Genomic DNA, 17,134 nt, shown 5'->3' with positions numbered 1-17,134 from the left:
CGTATGCTTACACTGAAACAACAGAAAAAAGCCGACGCATTCCGCATCAGCCTTCCTTCGATCTCATTGCTGACAATAGTCCCCTACGGTCATACGCAAAAATAATCATCAGCGCTCCAAGTACTGCACATATCAAATACATTCCGGAAAAAGAAGACAGGTCAGCGACTGGTCCCATAACGACACCCCCAAGCGAAACGCCCAAGTCCGCCGTTGCAATGAATAAACCAATGAGCACGTTGCGGTTCGTCTGTGGCAGGACAAAGGACAGATAGGTTGTCAGCGTTGGATATACGATTGCCTGCGCAATTCCCATGAGTCCCGCGCCCAGATAAAATAGGATTCCTCCTGCCTGCATGGACAGTCCTACGCACGCAGCAGCGAGTGTCAGAAGCAGCATCGTTCCCATCATAAATGAAGAGTGCCATGTTCCGTCCGAGGGGATTTTTTTTCTAAGCGCAATACGGGCAACCACAACGACTGCGGCCTGAATCATCAGAAACACGCCGGCATTTCCGTGATTCAATTGTGGAGCGTAAAGCGGAATAAACGCGGTTATGGCACCGAACACAATCGACGAGATGAGCATAATGACACTGCATTTGAACAAAAACGGATTTTGGATCAGCTCCCCGAAGGAAGCCAGCATACCCGTTTTCTGTCCAGTCTTGTCCTGTGCTGCGTCAATCCCTGGTTCCTTCGTCTTGTCCATCCTGATACTGTAACCAAACAGTCCCGTTATCATGGCAATCACGATCATGAAGATTGAGAAATAATCCATTCCGCCCGCATTCCACAGTCCCAGAGCAAGCACCGGCCCGGCAATGCCCGGAATATAGGAAAAGAGGGAGTAGTATGAAATCCCCTGTGAACGATCCTTCTCGGGCAATGCATCGATGATGCCGATCTGGAGCGCCATGGAGAAAAAGGCGGTAGACACACCTTGCAGGGCACGGGCTACAAAATAGCCCCCCAATCCGGTAAAGGTATACAGGATCAGCGCCAGCCCATTCAGAATCAGAATGATTCGAAGAATTCTGATCGGGCCATGCTTTTGGATAATCTGACCTGCCCATGGCCTGAAAAACATCGTTGTGAACATGTACGCTCCCATGACGAGACCAATGACAGTGCTGCTTGCCCCTAATGATTCACCTCTTAAAGGGATGATGACATTGAGGATGGCGTTAGCGCTAAAGTATAAGAGCGTCAATAGATATAAACGCAGAAAAGGCCATGACAATGCTCCACTCACGGTGTGTTCTCCTTTAGAAAGTAATTAAATGATCCAGCAGCTTTCTCGCATACTCGGACTTCACGGTTCTCAGCTGCTCGATGGGCACCATTTCTTCTATGCGACCCTCCCTGAAAATGACCACTCTGTCACAAATATAAGCAGCTGCCTGTATATCATGGGTGATAAAAATATAAGTCAACTGATAGATCTCCTTCAGCTCTTTCAGCACATGGAGCACCTGAGTCTGAACCGATACGTCCAATGAACTGATTGCTTCGTCCAGCACAATGCACTGAGGCTCTGTTGAGATGGCCCTGGCGATACAAACCCGCTGAACTTCTCCTCCTGACAATTCATGTGGGTACCTGGATCGGTATGAGTTGTCCAGCCCCACCTGGCTAAGCAGCACATCGATTTTGAGCGAATGGGCATTGCCTTCCGGATTCTTTTTTTGTAGGCGTAATGGTTCCATAATGGCTTCCTCGACCGTAAAAAACGGATTGATCGACGACTTGTAATCCTGAAAAACAGCACTGATCCGGCCCCTTCTCGCCTTTCTGTCCAGCACAGATCTGCCTTCGAGCGAAATCTTCCCTTGCTCCGGGCGTTCCATCCCCAAAATCAGTCTGCCCAAGGTGGATTTTCCGCTCCCGCTCTCCCCGATGATACCCAGGCATTCTCCGCGCGAGCATTCAAAACTGACATCATGCAGAACGGATTTCCGGCCTCCGGAAAACAAGCCGCCTAGTGGATAGGATTTATGAACATGATCAACGTTTAGCAATATGCTGTTCCTCCTGCATCAGTTGCCTGAAATGATGGCTTAGCTCCCGGCGGGTGGATACCAAAAACTGTGTATACGGGTGCTGCGGTTTCGAAAAGACGGAGTGAATGCTGCCCGACTCCACAATATGTCCATCCTTCATGATCAGAACCTCATCCGCGATCTTCCGTACGACTCCCAGATCATGCGAAATAAAGATCATGGAGCATCCCATCCGTTCCCGCAATTGGATCAGCTGCTCGATCACTTCGTATTGGGAAATCGTATCCAGAGCCGTTGTAGGTTCATCCGCTATGATCACATCCGGTTCCAGCACGAGTGCCAGCGCAATCATGATTCGCTGCAGCATGCCTCCTGACAACTGGTGAGGATATTGATTCATGATGTGCACCGGATTTCTCAGCATGACGCGTTCCATGGCCAATTTCATGTTCTGCTCCACTTCCTTGGCATTCCATCCGTAATGCGCCTGAAGGGTCTCTCTCAGATGAACACCGATCACGCAGGAGGGGTCAAATGCACCCATTCCGTTCTGGAGAATCATGCACAGATTCCGGCCCCTTTTTTTGCGCATTTCCTGCTCGGTGAGCTGGTTCAAATCTACCCCTTGGAACAGAATCCGGCCGGACTGCCGGATGGCTGGTTTATTCAGGCGCATGATGGACCTGCATGTCATCGACTTGCCACTCCCACTTTCCCCTACAATGGCGAGGCACTGACCTTGCTTCAACTGGAATGAGCTATTGGGCACGATGACTTCTTCCGTATGGGCATCCCATATCCGCAGTTGCTCAACTTCCAATATATTCATAAGACACCTGTTCACCTCTCTTCCTTCCGCGAAGCTTGCCGCCCGGTTTGGACGTCATCAATTTGGGGTCAAGCGCCACTTGCAGCGCATCGGACAGAAAATTGAATGCCGATACGACCAAAACAATTGCCAGACCTGGCGCAAGCATCAGCTCTGGCCTGGAGAACATGACTTCTCTGGCCTCATTCAGCATCATGCCCCACTCGGCTTGCGGTGCCTGAACACCCAATCCGAGAAACGACAGCCCGGAAATTTGCAGGATCATGGAGCAAATGGAGCTGCTCGAAATGACAGCAATGTCGGAAAAGGTAACGGGCAAAATGTGCTTGTGAATGATGCGCAGGTGGCTGATACCCGAAGCCCGGGCGAATCTCACATAATCCATCTCGGAATATTGCATGACCGATGTACGAATAACCCGGGCAAACCATGCCCATTTCATGACCACAAAGGCGATCAGAATATTTTCAAGACCTGCACCCAAAATGCCAACTACCGCAAGCGTCATCACGTATCCCGGAAAAGAAAGCATAATATCACAGATCCTCATGAGGATGGCATCGGTTCTTCCTTTGAAGTAACCAGAGATGAACCCCACGAGGGCCCCCAAAAGAACAGAGGCCAGCAGAGCAACCAATACCCACAGTACACTTGGCCGAATGCCATAGATCAGCCTCGACAACACACATCTGCCCAGATGATCATTGCCAAGGAGATACGACCACGATGCTGATGCGTATCTGAGCTTCATGTTCACCTCTTCGGGATCATGCGGTGCAAACAAGGGAGCACAAATGCCAGCGACAATCATCACAACGATAAAGGCAAGAGACGCCATGGCGAGCTTATCCTGGCTTAAATTGCGAAGGTTTCTCATTAGAATTCCTTTCTAAGCTTGGGATTCAGTGCCGCGTTCACGATATCGGAAAGCGTATTAAACAGCACAAAAGTGACAGCCAGAATAAGCACGTACGCCTGGATAATCGGAAAATCCCGGCTCAGGATGGATCTGACGCTTAATCGGCCCAGACCTGGCCAGGCGAACACATTTTCAATCACAACCGTGCTTCCAAGCACAATAGGGATGGCCATACAAAAGATGGAAACGGACACCTGCAGCGAATTCCGCAAGATATGCCGTGTTACCTTTCTCTCGGGGATTCCGCTGGCTCGCGCGTATAGAACATAATCTTCGTTTAAATTATTAAGCATGGAACTTCTGACGCTCCTGAAGTAGATACCTACATAACTTACCGTAATGACAATGACCGGAAGAATATAGCTCTGCGGTGAATCCATTCCGCTGGTGGGCAGCAGATCAAGCTTGACGGAGAAGTACCAGATCAGCATAGCTGCAAGCCAGTAGGAAGGTATCGCCGTGAGCAGGAAGGAGAAGCCACGTACAGACTTATCCATCATCTTCCCTTCCCTCATCGCACAGATCACACCTAACAGGATCGAGAAGAGAATAATGAAGACAGAAGATATCAGCGTTAATTTGAGCGTGTTCACAAATGCCGGGCCAATCATGGACCAGACGGAATTTCCGGTTACATAGGAATCGCCAAAGTCCAGCTGAAGACAGGCCAGCAGCCAGTTTCCATATTGAATCATAAACGGCCGATCCATGCCGAGCTCCGCCTTGGTTTGGGCAATCAGCTCATCCGTAATCTGCGGAACTTCCTGCGCCTGGAGTACAACAACGGCAGGATCCAGCGGTGACAGATTAATCAGAACAAAGGTTAGAAACGAAATAATCAGCAGCAGGGGTATTGCGAGCAGAATCCGTTTGACGATAAAACTCCCCATATCCATCTCCTTTTTCACATAAAATCCAATGGAACCTATTGAAATTTCATACGCTCAAATGGCAGCTCAAACTGGGTCTGCTTAAACGCAATGCCATCCAAATTTTTGGGTGCCACGATTGTCATGCTTCCGTTGGTAAGAGGGATAAACACAGCTTCCTCGTGAACCATATTCATGATGTCAGCATACAGTGCTTTCCTTGCACTCTCATCGGTGGACACCATCACGTCTTCAATCTTGGCGTACAGTTCCTCGGCATCAGGCATTCCGCTTGTTGTATGCAGATAGGCTGAGCTTGAGGCAAAGGCAGAAATGGTGCTCTGTGGATCATAAGCCAGCCCCCACGTTTGATTAAACAGCAGATCATACTCGCCCGTTGATCTTCGGTTAGCGATGGATGAGGATTCTTCGCCGATGATCGATAGCTGGATACCGATGTTTTTCAATTCATTCTGAATGTATTCAGCCTGTGTTTTCTGCGTAGAGGAGTTGCTGTCATAATATAAATCCATCTTCAGCTCTTGCCCTTCCTTGGTTCGTACAGCAGCACCACTGCCTAAAGTCCAGCCCGCTTCGTCCAGCAGCTTCTCTGCTGAACTTACATCATAAGGCCGTGTCTTCAATTCCACGTCGGCGTAGTTCACATTGGAAGAGAATAAAGTCTGGGCAGGTGTCTGTGTTCCCTCAAAGATGTCGTTGCTGATGGTATCCCGATCAATGGCATGCCAAATGGCTTCCCGAACGGCTGTTTCACTGACCGGGTTATGCTTTTTGCTGCTGTTGGCCGCAATGATGCTTGTGTTCATCGGTTCACTTCGTATGACCTGATACTCCCCTGATTCCGCCAGTTGATTCATGGCATGAACATCAATACTGTCCGCACCCCGGTCATCGGTGAACACGAAGTCAATTTCGCCTTTTTGCAGGGCCAGAAAGGTTGTCTCTCCTGCCGGGAGAACTTTGGCTACGATTTTTTGAATCTCGGGTTTGCCTCCCCAATAACTTTCGTTCGCCTCAAACGTCGCATTCTCGTCTACATTATGCTCCGTAAGCATGTATGGCCCTGTTCCATGGTAACCATTCACACCATCTTTGGTCCCGCCATTGATCATGTCTTTGGGAGAAATGAACACATAGGGCCGGGTCATGGACAATTCAACCAATGTCGGATAATAGGTGCTGGACAGCACCAGTTCAACCGTATGTTCATCAATGACATTTGTACTCACAATTTTGGTGGACAGCTTAATCCACGCATGTTTCTCACTATTGGCCTGGACCGCGTCAAAATTAGCTTTGACCGCCTCGGCGTTGAAAGGTTCTCCGTCCTGGAACTTTACGTCTTTTCGCAAATGAAAGGTATAGACCTTTCCGTCCTCGGAAATATCCCATGATTCCGCAAGCAAGGGCTGAATGCCTTCTGCCGTGTTCTCTACCAATGACTCATATACCATACCTTGAGCAGGCATGGAGCCTGTGTACAAATGGGGATTCATATCATTAATATCCTTGGCAGAAGCATAGATCAGATCCGTCTTCTTCTCTCCCTCGGCTACTCCCGTCTGTGCAGTTCCCTTCTCGCCGCAACCGGCCAATACGACCAACACCAGCGCGAATATAATACTTAAGCCCATACTGGATCTTCCCTTTTTCACAACGTTTCCTCCTGATGATCGATTTCAAGCCCTTCACAGATCATGTTCAGATCACCAGCAAACGTCCGGATCTGAAATGCACTGGATAAAGGTAACTCTCTCTGTTCCTGTGCCACTTGCACCAGTTTGTTCTCATAGGTTGCGATGAATTTGTCTATGGTAGGGCAATCCACCCGGAGATGCCTTGCAATGCCCTGAATGATTTTGATGCGGTAATAATCTTCCTGGGGCATCCTTGGGATCTCAAGCTGTCCTTCGTGATTGATGAACATCTTCCGGAATGGCACGGCCGAAAAGTCAAAATATTTCCCTTGTTCGTTCGGCTGCGAGAAAGGGTCAATCAGTAACGAGGTATACCGTATGTACAGCAAATACTCCTGATGTATGTCCTGCAAACCGACAAATTCTTCGATATCAGAGCGCGATAAACTCTGCAAATGAACCGGGTAGTTATCGTCCGTCATGAATTGAAGCAGGTTGAGCGGCCTTATGCGCAGCAGGTCTGTAATCCTCATGATTTCTTTCCATCCTGCGAGCATATCCCGAATGAGCTGTTGGTTGATGGGCCCTTCCGGGTAGAGCTTGTAGACATACGTCTGGACGTCAGCATTTCCAAAGATCGCGTTCAAAGAAAAATCATTCATGAATAACGCCGGATGCACATACAGCGAGATGTTTCGCGTCTCCGCCTCAAACGGGGAGGCCATCACTTCCATCACCACTCCGAGCTGATCAACCATAATGCATAATTCGTTCACTGCTTCTGAAGGGGTCCGAGTGGAACCGATATACAGTTTTTTCTTCACTCCGGTTGTCACGACATGATTGGAGGGCTGACGATCCGCCCATCGCGTATCTCCGCAATAGGTCGAGAAACTGATCACCTCGGGTGTGTACCCTAACTCGCTTACATACTGATGAACAAGGCGGTTCGATCCAAATGTGGGAGATACCAGCACGATGCACTGGACCTGCTTCAGAACGTCCGGATTCACCTGTCTTAATACCTGAACATAAGCATCTGTCGTGACAGCCAGAATCAGCGTATCCCAGCTGCCTTCAATTCGGCTGTACCCCGTAAAAATCCGATCCACTCTACACTCGCCTGCCATGCTCCGATGCTTCTCATTCTGAACGCTTACGCGAATGTGCTGATCGTGCCGGTCCAATGCACCGAAGAATTCATTGGATCTAATCGATTCCCTTCCTGCCACACCAATGGTGGAGCCTCGTTGTTTCTTGAATAATACAGCTAGTTGAACGGATGCAGGCCCAGTTCCCATGATTAAGACTCGTTCAAAACCAATCATATGTGCCTCCTTCTCCTTATCCGACATGCGAAGGTTTCTGATACAGTGCAATGTCAAACACATCGTGTGGTCGCAAAATGTTATCGACCAATCGCCATTTCAGCGGGTCCGTCTCCTGCTGAGGGTAATTGAACAAGGACTTCAATCCATTGCCATATCGCATCGCAACAACAACGTGCTCATTGGTGAGCGAATGAAGCTGATCCAGGATGTCATACTTCATGGCGACCGTGGAACTGAAAATGATATGCGTGGCTTCTTTCGTAAAATCGAGCTCCTGAACAGATGCCTTCCGCAAATGGATGCGGAGACCGGCCCCCAATGAATTCACAACAGTCTGCCCTAACCCGATCGCCTCTTCATCAATATCAATGCCTACCACCTGTGCCCCCGTCCTTCTGGCGATAAGCAGGGGAGTCATTGGAAATGCTCCCGATCCGATCAGAAGCACCTTGGAGTCTGAAGTCACATGGAAACTGCCGAATTCCTTCTCGATGCATTCCTCAATATTTTTGAAATAATCCGCAATCTCCATTTCTCCTTGCTGCAGCTTCAATGCCCGATATTTCTCCATGATCGCTACGCAGCGGGAGGATTGATGCCTTAAATCCAGTACAAGCTGTTTGAAGCCGGTGTCCTCTTCATGCTCCTTCTCTGCCCAGAACGGCTCATGACGTTTATCGGTGATCCAGTGGGAATAGGCATTGATGGCCAGCTCCATCTGTTCCGCATGATGAATGGAATGATCATATTTCCGGGCAAGTTGTTCAAAGGTATTCAAGAAATCATTCAACTGTCTGGTAAAATCCACGACCGTATTCATGTGCTTCCCCCTTATTCATGTCCATCTGTTGTACATCAATAAAAGCTGTCCCCTGTGCCACAATACCGACAGAACCTTCAATGTGAATACTGCCCAGCCCATGTTCAGCAAACAGGGCTACGACGTTGATCGAACCTCCGGGCTGTTTAATTCGGGCGGTAATCTCTCCTCCTGTCTTCCACGCAAGGTAAGCGCCAAGCGAAGCTGTACCTGAACCGCAGCCTCTCTCCCATATCAGGCTATCCAGTCCCGGAACATAAATTAGTGGATCCAACTCTTCCGAACGTGGATTGAACAACAAAATGCCAATCAGTTTATCTCCCAGAGTTAGTCCCAGCAGACGCGCGAGGTTCTGTGCTCTTGTTCGGATCCCATCATCGAACCCGTCCACCTCCACCACGATATGAATGAATTCCTCATACCGGACAATAATCATATCCAGATCGAATCCTTCGTACGTTATGGTCTGCCGTTCAATCTGTCTGGGAATCGGCATGGTCACCTGACAAAAGTATTCATTCAGCTGCTTCTTCACTTGGCAGGTGATCAACTGCTCTGTACCCGAGACCTCAAGCAGCAATTCAGTATAATCTTGAGAATCCATCTTCTGTTCAGATGCAAGGTAGGCTGCCAGAGCCATACAGGCATTACCACAAAACTCCCCTCCGGCCATCTGCAACCGTGCTGCAGCTCCGTGCTGAAGGGCCGGCACAATAAATCCGACCTGCTCCGCATATACATGATCGTAGGACATGATGCTTGAAGCGATATGTTGGTATTCCTCTGCTGGATGACTTGTTTTCACCAAAACCGTCATATTCTGTGTTGGATTAAACTTGATAAATTCGATCTCCTGTTTCATCCCAGCTACCTCTATTCCTGTTCATTCAGATTCGGATGAGTTTGACTTGTACGCTGTCCGCTTCCCCTTAATAGTAATTTTTACTATTAATAATCGAGAAAAATATAGCATACAAAATTGAGGTCGTCAACAATATTTTTCCATTTCAAGAAGCTTCTTTGTTTTGAATCCATCTCTTTGTTGTGCATACATTTCTCTGCCTACCAGACAAAAAAAACGGTCACCCCATAAGGGTAACCGTCTCTTCAAAGCACACTGTTTGCTTCTTACGTAGATCTCATCAATCATTCTGCACCTGCAGGTTTTGGAGCGCTTGCTCTGCCAGAGCAGCGAGCAGATGTGCTCCCAGCGGCAGCGCCCGTTCATCCAGATCAAATGCAGGATGATGCCACTCATGTGGTCCGGATGTACCCAGGAAAAGGAACAGGCCCGGAACCTCCTTCTGATAAAAGGAAAAATCCTCTCCTGCCGGAGAAGGCAGTGGTCTGACACTGTTCAGCCCCACTTCCCCCGCCACCTGTTCCGCCGCGGAAGCCAGCGAAGCATCGTTAACCACCGCAGGAGGTCCCTGAATCCAGCGAACCGTCGCCCGTGTACCGTATGCAGCCGCCACACCAGCCACAACCTGGTTGAATCGTTCGCGAATACGTGCACGGACTTTCTCGTCAAAGGTACGCACCGTGCCATCCAATATGGCCTGATCGGGAATGACATTCCAGGCTGTACCGCTATGAATCTTGGTCACACTGATCACGGCGCTCTCCTGTGCACCGACATTGCGGCTCACAATCGCCTGCAAAGCCGTTACAATATGCGAGGCAACAACAATCGGATCGATTCCCGCTTCCGGTACTGCTGCATGTGTGCCCACCCCTTCGACGTTTACTACGAAACCATCCGCCGCTGCCAGCAGTGCTCCTTCCCGGATGCCGACCGTACCGACCTGAAGATCCGGTTTGTTATGCAGACCAAACACGGCTCGGACCTCAGACAGGGCTCCGCTCTGAATAACCTGCCGTGCGCCCGTTGCTTTTTCCTCAGAAGGTTGGAACAGGAGCCTTACTTTTCCAGGCAGCCCGAACTCCCGCTGTTTCAACAATCGTGCAGCACCAATCAATATGGCCGTATGTGCATCATGCCCGCAAGCATGCATCTTGCCTGCGGCCTGGGAAGCAAACTCAAGCTTTGTCTCTTCCTGGATCGGCAGAGCATCTATATCAGCTCTAAGGGCAACGACAGGTCCGTCTCCTTGACCGATTTCGGCGACAAGACCCGTACGCAGTGAATATTCATCTGCGATACGTACCCCTTCCTCTTCCAGCCAGCCTCGAATGGCATCCGTTGTTTCCCTTTCCTCGCCTGACAATTCCGGATGGCGATGCAGATGCCGCCGAATCTCGATTAACCGCTCCGCAAATGCTTCATCGGTTTCAGCAGGGATGCGCTGCTTGCCTCTTTCCTCTTGCCCTGCCTGCTGCTTGGGCTGTTCCAGCTCACTCTTCATAACGCCGCCTCCTTCATCGTCAAATCATGTACAGAATACACAGAATACATGCAGGTCTGAATCCTTACCTAACCAATAGCCGCTTGCACAGGTTCGGATTCACTCCAGAATTCGCCCAGTCCCTGTTCATCCAGTGCCTCACGCAGCAATTCAAAAGAGCGAATGCGTTTCGCGAAATCACGCGTGGCTGTTGTGACAATCAATTCATCCACGGCAAATTTATCCTGAAACTTTTGCAGAGCCTGACCTACCGTTTCCTTCGTTCCTCGGGTTACACTTGGCTCCAGAACCTCAATGCGATATTTTTCGTTTGATTGCCGTCCGAATTCTTCTGCCTGCTCCACCGAACCAACCGTCAGTACTTTGCCATTCTCCAGGTGGATCTTGACCAGCATGTGTTCACTTGCCAGCCCTTCAGCCTCTTCCTCACTCTCTGCCACAATTAAGGAGATCGCAAGAACGGCGTAAGGCTCACGGCCTTCTGAACGGTTGAATTGCTCGCGGTAGACACGGAGGGCTTCTTGTGCCACTTCAATATTGCTATTGATAAACAAGGAGAACACATAAGGGAGCCCTAGTTCCGCAGCCATGCCAGCGCTATCGACACTTGCTCCAAGCACATACAGCTCGGCAGGTAGCTCGGACACAGGTGCAGCACTTAAACCGGCAAGTGGATGATCTTCATCTGCATGCGGTTCATTATGAATATACTGCTTCACTTGACGTATTTTCTCCTTCAGTGAAGCTGCCTCCTGAATGCCCTGCTGCAGAGCCTGCGTAGAACGGGGCAATCCTCCTGGCGCACGTCCTATGCCCAGATCGATCCTTCCCGGTCCAAGCGCTGCGAGCACATTAAAATTCTCGGCAACTTTGTAAGGACTGTAATGCTGAAGCATGACCCCGCCGGAACCCAAACGAATTCGCTCTGTATGTGCCAGCAAATGAGAGATCAGCACTTCTGGCGAAGAACCTGCCACATGTCCTGAATCGTGATGCTCCGATACCCAGAACCGGTGAAATCCAAGCTGCTCTGCACGCTGCACCAGCTCAATGGTATGCCGGAATGCATCCACCGGCGTCTCCCCTTCATAGATTGGGGTCTGATCCAATATGCCAAGACGAATCCCCATACGTTTCTCCTCCTCCAATTGTGCTGCCGTATTCGGCTGCCAAGCCTGTTCTTGCTTCTATAACTGCCGCAGCAGCTCCCCAAAGGGCTCTGCAAACGGTGAATGTTCTTCTTTTAACGTCACGACACTAATCTGCAATGATACACCAGCAACTTCATGGACCTGAATGGGAAACAGCTCCTGGTCCTGCACTTCCTTCTGCACCGTCAGTCCCGGCAGGAAGGCAATACCCGCTCCCTGAAGAACCAGTTTCTTCGCCGTTTCCGAATGGTCCACATGATATGTAATATCCGGCGGGTGGTCCAGGGAGTCGAACGCACGGTGAATACGCAGCCAGTCCAGGGAACCGCATTCGAAGAAAACCAGCCGCTCATTGCGAATCGCCTCCATGCTGACGTGTCCGCGTTCAATAAATGGATGTCCCTTATAAACATACAGCTGGATCGGATCCTCATAAAAGGCAATGGTACGTATGGCAGGGTGCATGACCTTGCGTACAAACGCCAGATCAATCTCCTGATTAAGCAGCTTTGCGATCAACTGATCTGTTGTAGCCGTTGTGAGCTTGATGTTGACCTCAGGATAGGCTTCCTTGATTTTGGGGAGGAAGTCCGGAATGACATAGTTGGATACCGATACGGTACTGCCTAGACGCAGCGCGTCTGGGGTCGTCCGGCGCTGCTGAATCTTCTGCCTGCCCTTTTGGATAACCTGCAGCACCTGCTGAGCGTACGGAAGAAACTTTCTCCCTTCATCCGTGAGCACGATCTGTTTGCCAAGCCGATCAAACAGCTTGCAGCCAAGCTCACGTTCCAGCGATTGAATTCGAGCCGTTACAGATGGCTGGGACAAAAAGAGTACTTCGGCAGCCTTATTGAAGCTTCCGTAATGATTGATATATACAAACGCTTCAATGTTCTCAATATTCATAAGCGCCTCCGCATCCAGGTCCACAGACATTTGACCTTATATCAATTTAACCAATCAGCTTACTTGGTTTTAAGTAATCGTAATACCATCCTTTTCCAGTGTCAATATCAATTCATCCAGCGAACGGTCCAATCGGGTTGTAATGTCGGCCGAAAGCGCATATTTCTCGTCATCCAGACGCTCTACGCCTTGATCAACTGCGTAAACACCACCCAAAATATGTCTTCCCCCAAGAGCGGCCAGTACAGGCTTCAATGCATAATCGATAGCCAGCAGATGGGCGATAGAGCCGCCAATAACAAGCGGAAGTGACACTTTACCGCGAAGCCCCTCCTGTGGAATCAGATCCAGGAACAGCTTCAGTACACCGGAGTAAGACGCTTTATAGACAGGCGTAGCCACAATGACTGCGTCTGCTGCTTCGACCACGGCAAGCGCGTCTCGCACATGCGAACTGTCGAACCGGGCCTGCACAAGATCTTCAGCCGGCAGATCCGCTACATGTATCACCTCAACAGTAATACCTGCTTCGTTCAATTTATTGCTGCTGTAATCGGTTAGGCCAGTCAAACGTGAACGTTTGGAAGGTGCTCCGGCAATAATAACGACATGAGACATCATTAATCTCCTCCTTGGAATAGCGGTCAAGCCGCTCCTTTTACTCTTGGATCAAGCCGGTCACGGATATCGTCTCCAATCAGATTCACTGCGAGTACAAACATGGTAATGGCGAGTCCAGGGAAAGTACATATCCACCAGGCTACGGTCAGGTATCCGCGTCCCTGCGAGAGCAGTGCTCCCCAATCCGGAATTTCCTTCAACACCCCAAGTCCAAGAAAACTGAGACCGGAACCCGTCAGGATGGAAGTACCCACCCCCAATGTTGCCATCACAAGCAAAGGAGACAGGGAATGCGGCAGGACATGCCGCCAGAAAATACGTCCATTCGAGCCGCCAAGCGATCGTGTCGCTGTGATAAATGGCAGGCTTTTGACAGACATCACCTGTCCGCGCATGACCCGTGCATATCCCGGAATGGAAGCTACCGCAACGGCCAGTGCAATGTTAAGCAGTCCAGGACCCAGTGCCGCAGCTACGGACAAGGCCAGCAGTACTCCCGGGACAGCCATCAGAATATCGACCGTACGCATAATCGCCGTATCCAGCATTCCACCTGCATACCCTGAGATAATACCCAATGCACTTCCCACCAGGCCACCGACAAGCACCGAAGCGAATCCGATCAGCAGTGAATCCCTGCTGCCATGCACAACGACGCTGAAGATATCCCTTCCGAAGTAATCCGTTCCAAACCAATGCGCAGCAGAAGGTGCCTGCAGGATTGCATCCGTCATCATCTGAGTTGGATCATAAGGAGCAATCCAGCTCGGAACGATGGCACAGGTAACGGTGAATACCACGACCAGCAGCGCTGCATAAAAGAATAACCGGGAAACCGCGAACGAGAAGCGGTGACTTCCCAAACGGCGATTCCATAGGCGTACACGCCCTTTGCTGCCGGTCCATGCCTTTTTGTCACCCACCAATGGTTTCATGCTCATAAGAATCCTCCTTCCTCATCACAGATGGTCCTCGCCAATCATGTGCGGACTGCACGTCTGACCCTTGGATCGATGTAGGCATACGATATATCCACCAGCAGATTCAGCACAACGTAGATGATTGCGGTAAAGAAGACAACGCCCTGTACAACAGGCAGGTCTTTTGCCATCAAGGCATCGGCAATAATCCGTCCGATTCCCTGTCTGGAGAATACCGTTTCGACCACGACGGTTCCTGCGAGCAGATCCCCAATCAGCATGCCAATGACCGTTACGGCCGGAATCAGTGCATTGCGGAGTGCGTGAACGTACATAATCGTTCGCTCCGTAAGCCCTTTGGCACGCAAAGCGACGATAAACGGTTCATTAATGATTTCGAGCATACTGTTACGTACCATTCGTACGATGAAACCTGCACCAACCAGTCCCAGGGTGGCTGCTGGAAGAACCAATGAGCCAAAGCCCTCCGAACCCATGGCCGGGAACCAGCCGAGCTGAACCGAGAACAGCAGGATCAACAGAATGCCGGTCCAGAACGTTGGCATGGAGATGCCAAACAGTCCAACAAGACGGGCAATAAAATCTATCACGCCATTTCGGTGGATGGCGGACAGCACGCCAAGCGTGATGCCGATGGTAATCGCAATAATGGAACTCAGTGCCGTCAGTGCCAGAGTAGCCGGGAAATGCTCCAGAATTTTGGGAAGCACTGGATCCGAATTAATCATGGACTTGCCAAAATCACCGCGCAGCATGTCTCCGAAATAGTTCGCAAATTGAATGTAAAACGGCTGATCCAGGCCAAGCTGCGCCCGCAAATTCTCGATCATCTCCGGCGTAGCCGAGGATGGATCCAGCATGAGCAGGACCGGATCACCCGGCAGAAGATACATGATGCAGTACACCAGCACCGAAGCTCCGAATATAACAAATAGTGATGTTGCAAGCCGAGTCAGTATCGTTTGAACCATACCGGGTCGTCTCCTTCCTGAATGCGTGATGGTCTGCTCATGTTATGGCTGGATTCGCACGTCGTTGAACAATGGGTACCCAAGTGAATCAAACTTGACTCCCTGCACGGATTTGGATGCTGCTACCGTATAAGGGAATACATAGATCGGTAGAATGACCGCCTGATCAATCAGAAATTGCTGAATCTCGTTATAGATCTTCACGCGTTGTTCGGGATCCGTTTCCACCGCTCCCTGTTCCAGCAGCTCGTCGATCTTTGGATCGGACAACCCGGACAACGTCGGACGCTCCCCTTCTGCGCTTGCATGATAGAAGGCGTATAGGGCATTCGGGTCGGAATTGACCTGGCTGTTGCCATACAGATCATAGTCCCAGTTCTGATAAATGACAGTGGCAATGTCTTTTGTAATTTCAACTTCAACGGCGATGCCAACCTGTTTCAGCTGCTGCTGAATGATGGCGGCGATATCATTGCGCTTTTCTCGGTTTGGTGAACCATCCACATAACGCAGCGTCAGTTTCTGGCCATCCTTTTCACGTATGCCATCCGCACCCTTCACCCAGCCCTGCTCATCCAGTAGCTGATTGGCTTTGTTGATGTCCGGGTTGATGCTTCCTTCCAGCGAGGCATCGTAACCCAAAATGCCAGGAGACAATGCAGACCATGCTCGTTCGTAGTTGCCCAGATACAACGTTTTGACGATAGATTCCACGTCTACAGCGGATTGTACCGCCTGTCTGACCTTCACATCATCCCAAGGGGCTTTGCGCAGATTGAAGAAGAGTGTATACGGCAGTCCCACCGTATTGGCCTGCAGCAATTGTTGGTTCGGGTCATTCTTCAGAGCTGCTACATTTTGCGGTGGAACGGTCTCTGCAGCGAGTACCTGACCGCTTTGTACGCTTCCGATTCGTGTCGCTTCCTCTGGTACAATTTTGAACGTGATTGTATCCAGATGAGGTGCAGCTTTGTTTTCAACTGTCTCTGGGGCCCAGCTATAATCCTTGTTTTTGGCGACAACGATATCCGCATTTTCATCCCATTTCACGAAGGTATACGGTCCGGTGCCCACCGGGTTTTTGCCCAATTGATCGCCATATTTCTTGGCAGCTGTAGGGGACACGATACCCAGCAGAGCCTGGCTTAAGTTGCCCAGGAAGGCCTGTGAAGGTGTTTCCAGATTCACCTTGATGGTGTATTCATCAATGACCTCGGAAGATTGATAGGGTCTGATCAGCGCAAGGGAATTGGCAGCTTTGGTGGCAGGATCGATCACGCGATCCAGATTGTACTTCACGGCTTCTGCATTAAACGGCGTGCCATCATGGAACTTCACGTCTTCACGCAGCTTGAACGTGTAACTCTTGCCATCCTCTGATACGCTCCATTCCGTGGCGAGCCATGGTTTAATGGAACCATCCGGCAGCTGCACCACCAGATTGTCGTAAATGGTCCGGATGGCACGTACCGTAACGGCAAGCCCGCTTCGGTGAGGGTCCAGCGTATCTGGTGAAGTTGCGAGAGCGAAAGTCAGATTCCCGCCCTCCGCTTGACTCGCCTGGTCACCACCAGATGCCTGAGCCGCATTGCTGGAGCTGCTGCCCGCTCCGCAGCCGGACAATACCATTACCAATACTGCTGCCAGTGCCAACAATTTCATCCATGCGATAGACCTGTTCATATCATTTCCCCCTCTGTGTATACAGGTGTCATTTTTATTTTATATATAACCTATGAGATAAGT

At 50.1% G+C, this 17,134-nt stretch carries 16 protein-coding genes; all 16 read right to left on the bottom strand.

The annotated features are described in order from the left end of the window. Window positions 1-46: 46 nt before the first annotated feature. Window positions 47-1,255, bottom strand: coding sequence for a staphylopine family metallophore export MFS transporter CntE (cntE, locus tag MH144_RS22430; protein ID WP_239304276.1), 1,209 nt, complete (start codon window positions 1,253-1,255; stop codon window positions 47-49). 13 nt (window positions 1,256-1,268) lie between these two features. Then, on the bottom strand, window positions 1,269-2,021 hold the full coding sequence (locus MH144_RS22425; RefSeq protein ID WP_239304274.1) for an ABC transporter ATP-binding protein: 753 nt from the start codon (window positions 2,019-2,021) through the stop codon (window positions 1,269-1,271). Then, entirely contained in the window at window positions 2,008-2,832 is an 825-nt protein-coding gene (gene cntD / locus MH144_RS22420; RefSeq protein WP_239304272.1) for a staphylopine uptake ABC transporter ATP-binding protein CntD, read from the bottom strand. Before cntD ends, MH144_RS22425 begins: the two co-directional genes overlap by 14 nt. Then, window positions 2,813-3,709, bottom strand: a complete 897-nt coding sequence (cntC, locus tag MH144_RS22415) for a staphylopine uptake ABC transporter permease subunit CntC (protein WP_239304270.1) — start codon at window positions 3,707-3,709, stop codon at window positions 2,813-2,815. Before cntC ends, cntD begins: the two co-directional genes overlap by 20 nt. Continuing rightward, entirely contained in the window at window positions 3,709-4,641 is a 933-nt protein-coding gene (gene opp1B, locus MH144_RS22410; protein ID WP_239304268.1) for a nickel/cobalt ABC transporter permease, read from the bottom strand. Before opp1B ends, cntC begins: the two co-directional genes overlap by 1 nt. 35 nt (window positions 4,642-4,676) lie before the next feature. Beyond that, window positions 4,677-6,275: a staphylopine-dependent metal ABC transporter substrate-binding lipoprotein gene (gene cntA / locus MH144_RS22405; RefSeq protein WP_239304377.1), complete on the bottom strand. Its 1,599-nt coding sequence runs from the start codon at window positions 6,273-6,275 to the stop codon at window positions 4,677-4,679. 17 nt (window positions 6,276-6,292) lie between these two features. After that, window positions 6,293-7,606, bottom strand: coding sequence for an opine metallophore biosynthesis dehydrogenase (locus MH144_RS22400; RefSeq protein WP_239304266.1), 1,314 nt, complete (start codon window positions 7,604-7,606; stop codon window positions 6,293-6,295). Window positions 7,607-7,622: 16 nt separating this feature from the next. Next, a complete protein-coding gene (locus MH144_RS22395; protein WP_239304264.1) occupies window positions 7,623-8,429 on the bottom strand; it encodes a nicotianamine synthase family protein in 807 nt (268 codons plus the stop codon). Then, complete coding sequence (locus MH144_RS22390; RefSeq protein ID WP_239304263.1) at window positions 8,392-9,291, bottom strand: histidine racemase CntK family protein; 900 nt, start codon at window positions 9,289-9,291, stop codon at window positions 8,392-8,394. The genes MH144_RS22395 and MH144_RS22390 overlap by 38 nt, the downstream gene beginning before the upstream one ends. Before the next feature lie 280 nt (window positions 9,292-9,571). Next, entirely contained in the window at window positions 9,572-10,795 is a 1,224-nt protein-coding gene (locus tag MH144_RS22385) for an amidohydrolase (RefSeq protein ID WP_239304261.1), read from the bottom strand. Between the two features lie 68 nt (window positions 10,796-10,863). Then, entirely contained in the window at window positions 10,864-11,925 is a 1,062-nt protein-coding gene (locus MH144_RS22380) for an LLM class flavin-dependent oxidoreductase (RefSeq protein ID WP_239304259.1), read from the bottom strand. A 57-nt stretch (window positions 11,926-11,982) separates the two neighbouring features. Continuing rightward, a complete protein-coding gene (locus MH144_RS22375; protein WP_095292004.1) occupies window positions 11,983-12,855 on the bottom strand; it encodes a LysR family transcriptional regulator in 873 nt (290 codons plus the stop codon). 69 nt (window positions 12,856-12,924) lie between these two features. Next, window positions 12,925-13,473, bottom strand: a complete 549-nt coding sequence (ssuE, locus tag MH144_RS22370) for an NADPH-dependent FMN reductase (RefSeq protein ID WP_239304257.1) — start codon at window positions 13,471-13,473, stop codon at window positions 12,925-12,927. A gap of 26 nt (window positions 13,474-13,499) precedes the next feature. Then, entirely contained in the window at window positions 13,500-14,417 is a 918-nt protein-coding gene (locus tag MH144_RS22365; RefSeq protein WP_239304255.1) for an ABC transporter permease, read from the bottom strand. A 38-nt stretch (window positions 14,418-14,455) separates the two neighbouring features. Next, window positions 14,456-15,388 (bottom strand): ABC transporter permease, encoded by a 933-nt coding sequence (locus MH144_RS22360; protein WP_127538969.1) that lies wholly within the window; start codon window positions 15,386-15,388, stop codon window positions 14,456-14,458. A 42-nt stretch (window positions 15,389-15,430) separates the two neighbouring features. After that, window positions 15,431-17,071 carry an ABC transporter substrate-binding protein gene (locus MH144_RS22355; protein WP_239304253.1) on the bottom strand — a complete coding sequence of 547 codons (1,641 nt, stop codon included), beginning with the start codon at window positions 17,069-17,071 and terminating at the stop codon, window positions 15,431-15,433. Window positions 17,072-17,134: the final 63 nt, after the last annotated feature.

Source organism: Paenibacillus sp. ACRRY, from assembly GCF_022346995.1.
Taxonomy (GTDB): domain Bacteria; phylum Bacillota; class Bacilli; order Paenibacillales; family Paenibacillaceae; genus Paenibacillus.
Note: the sequence above shows the minus strand (reverse complement) of the source record. Positions and strands in the feature narration are given on the sequence as shown.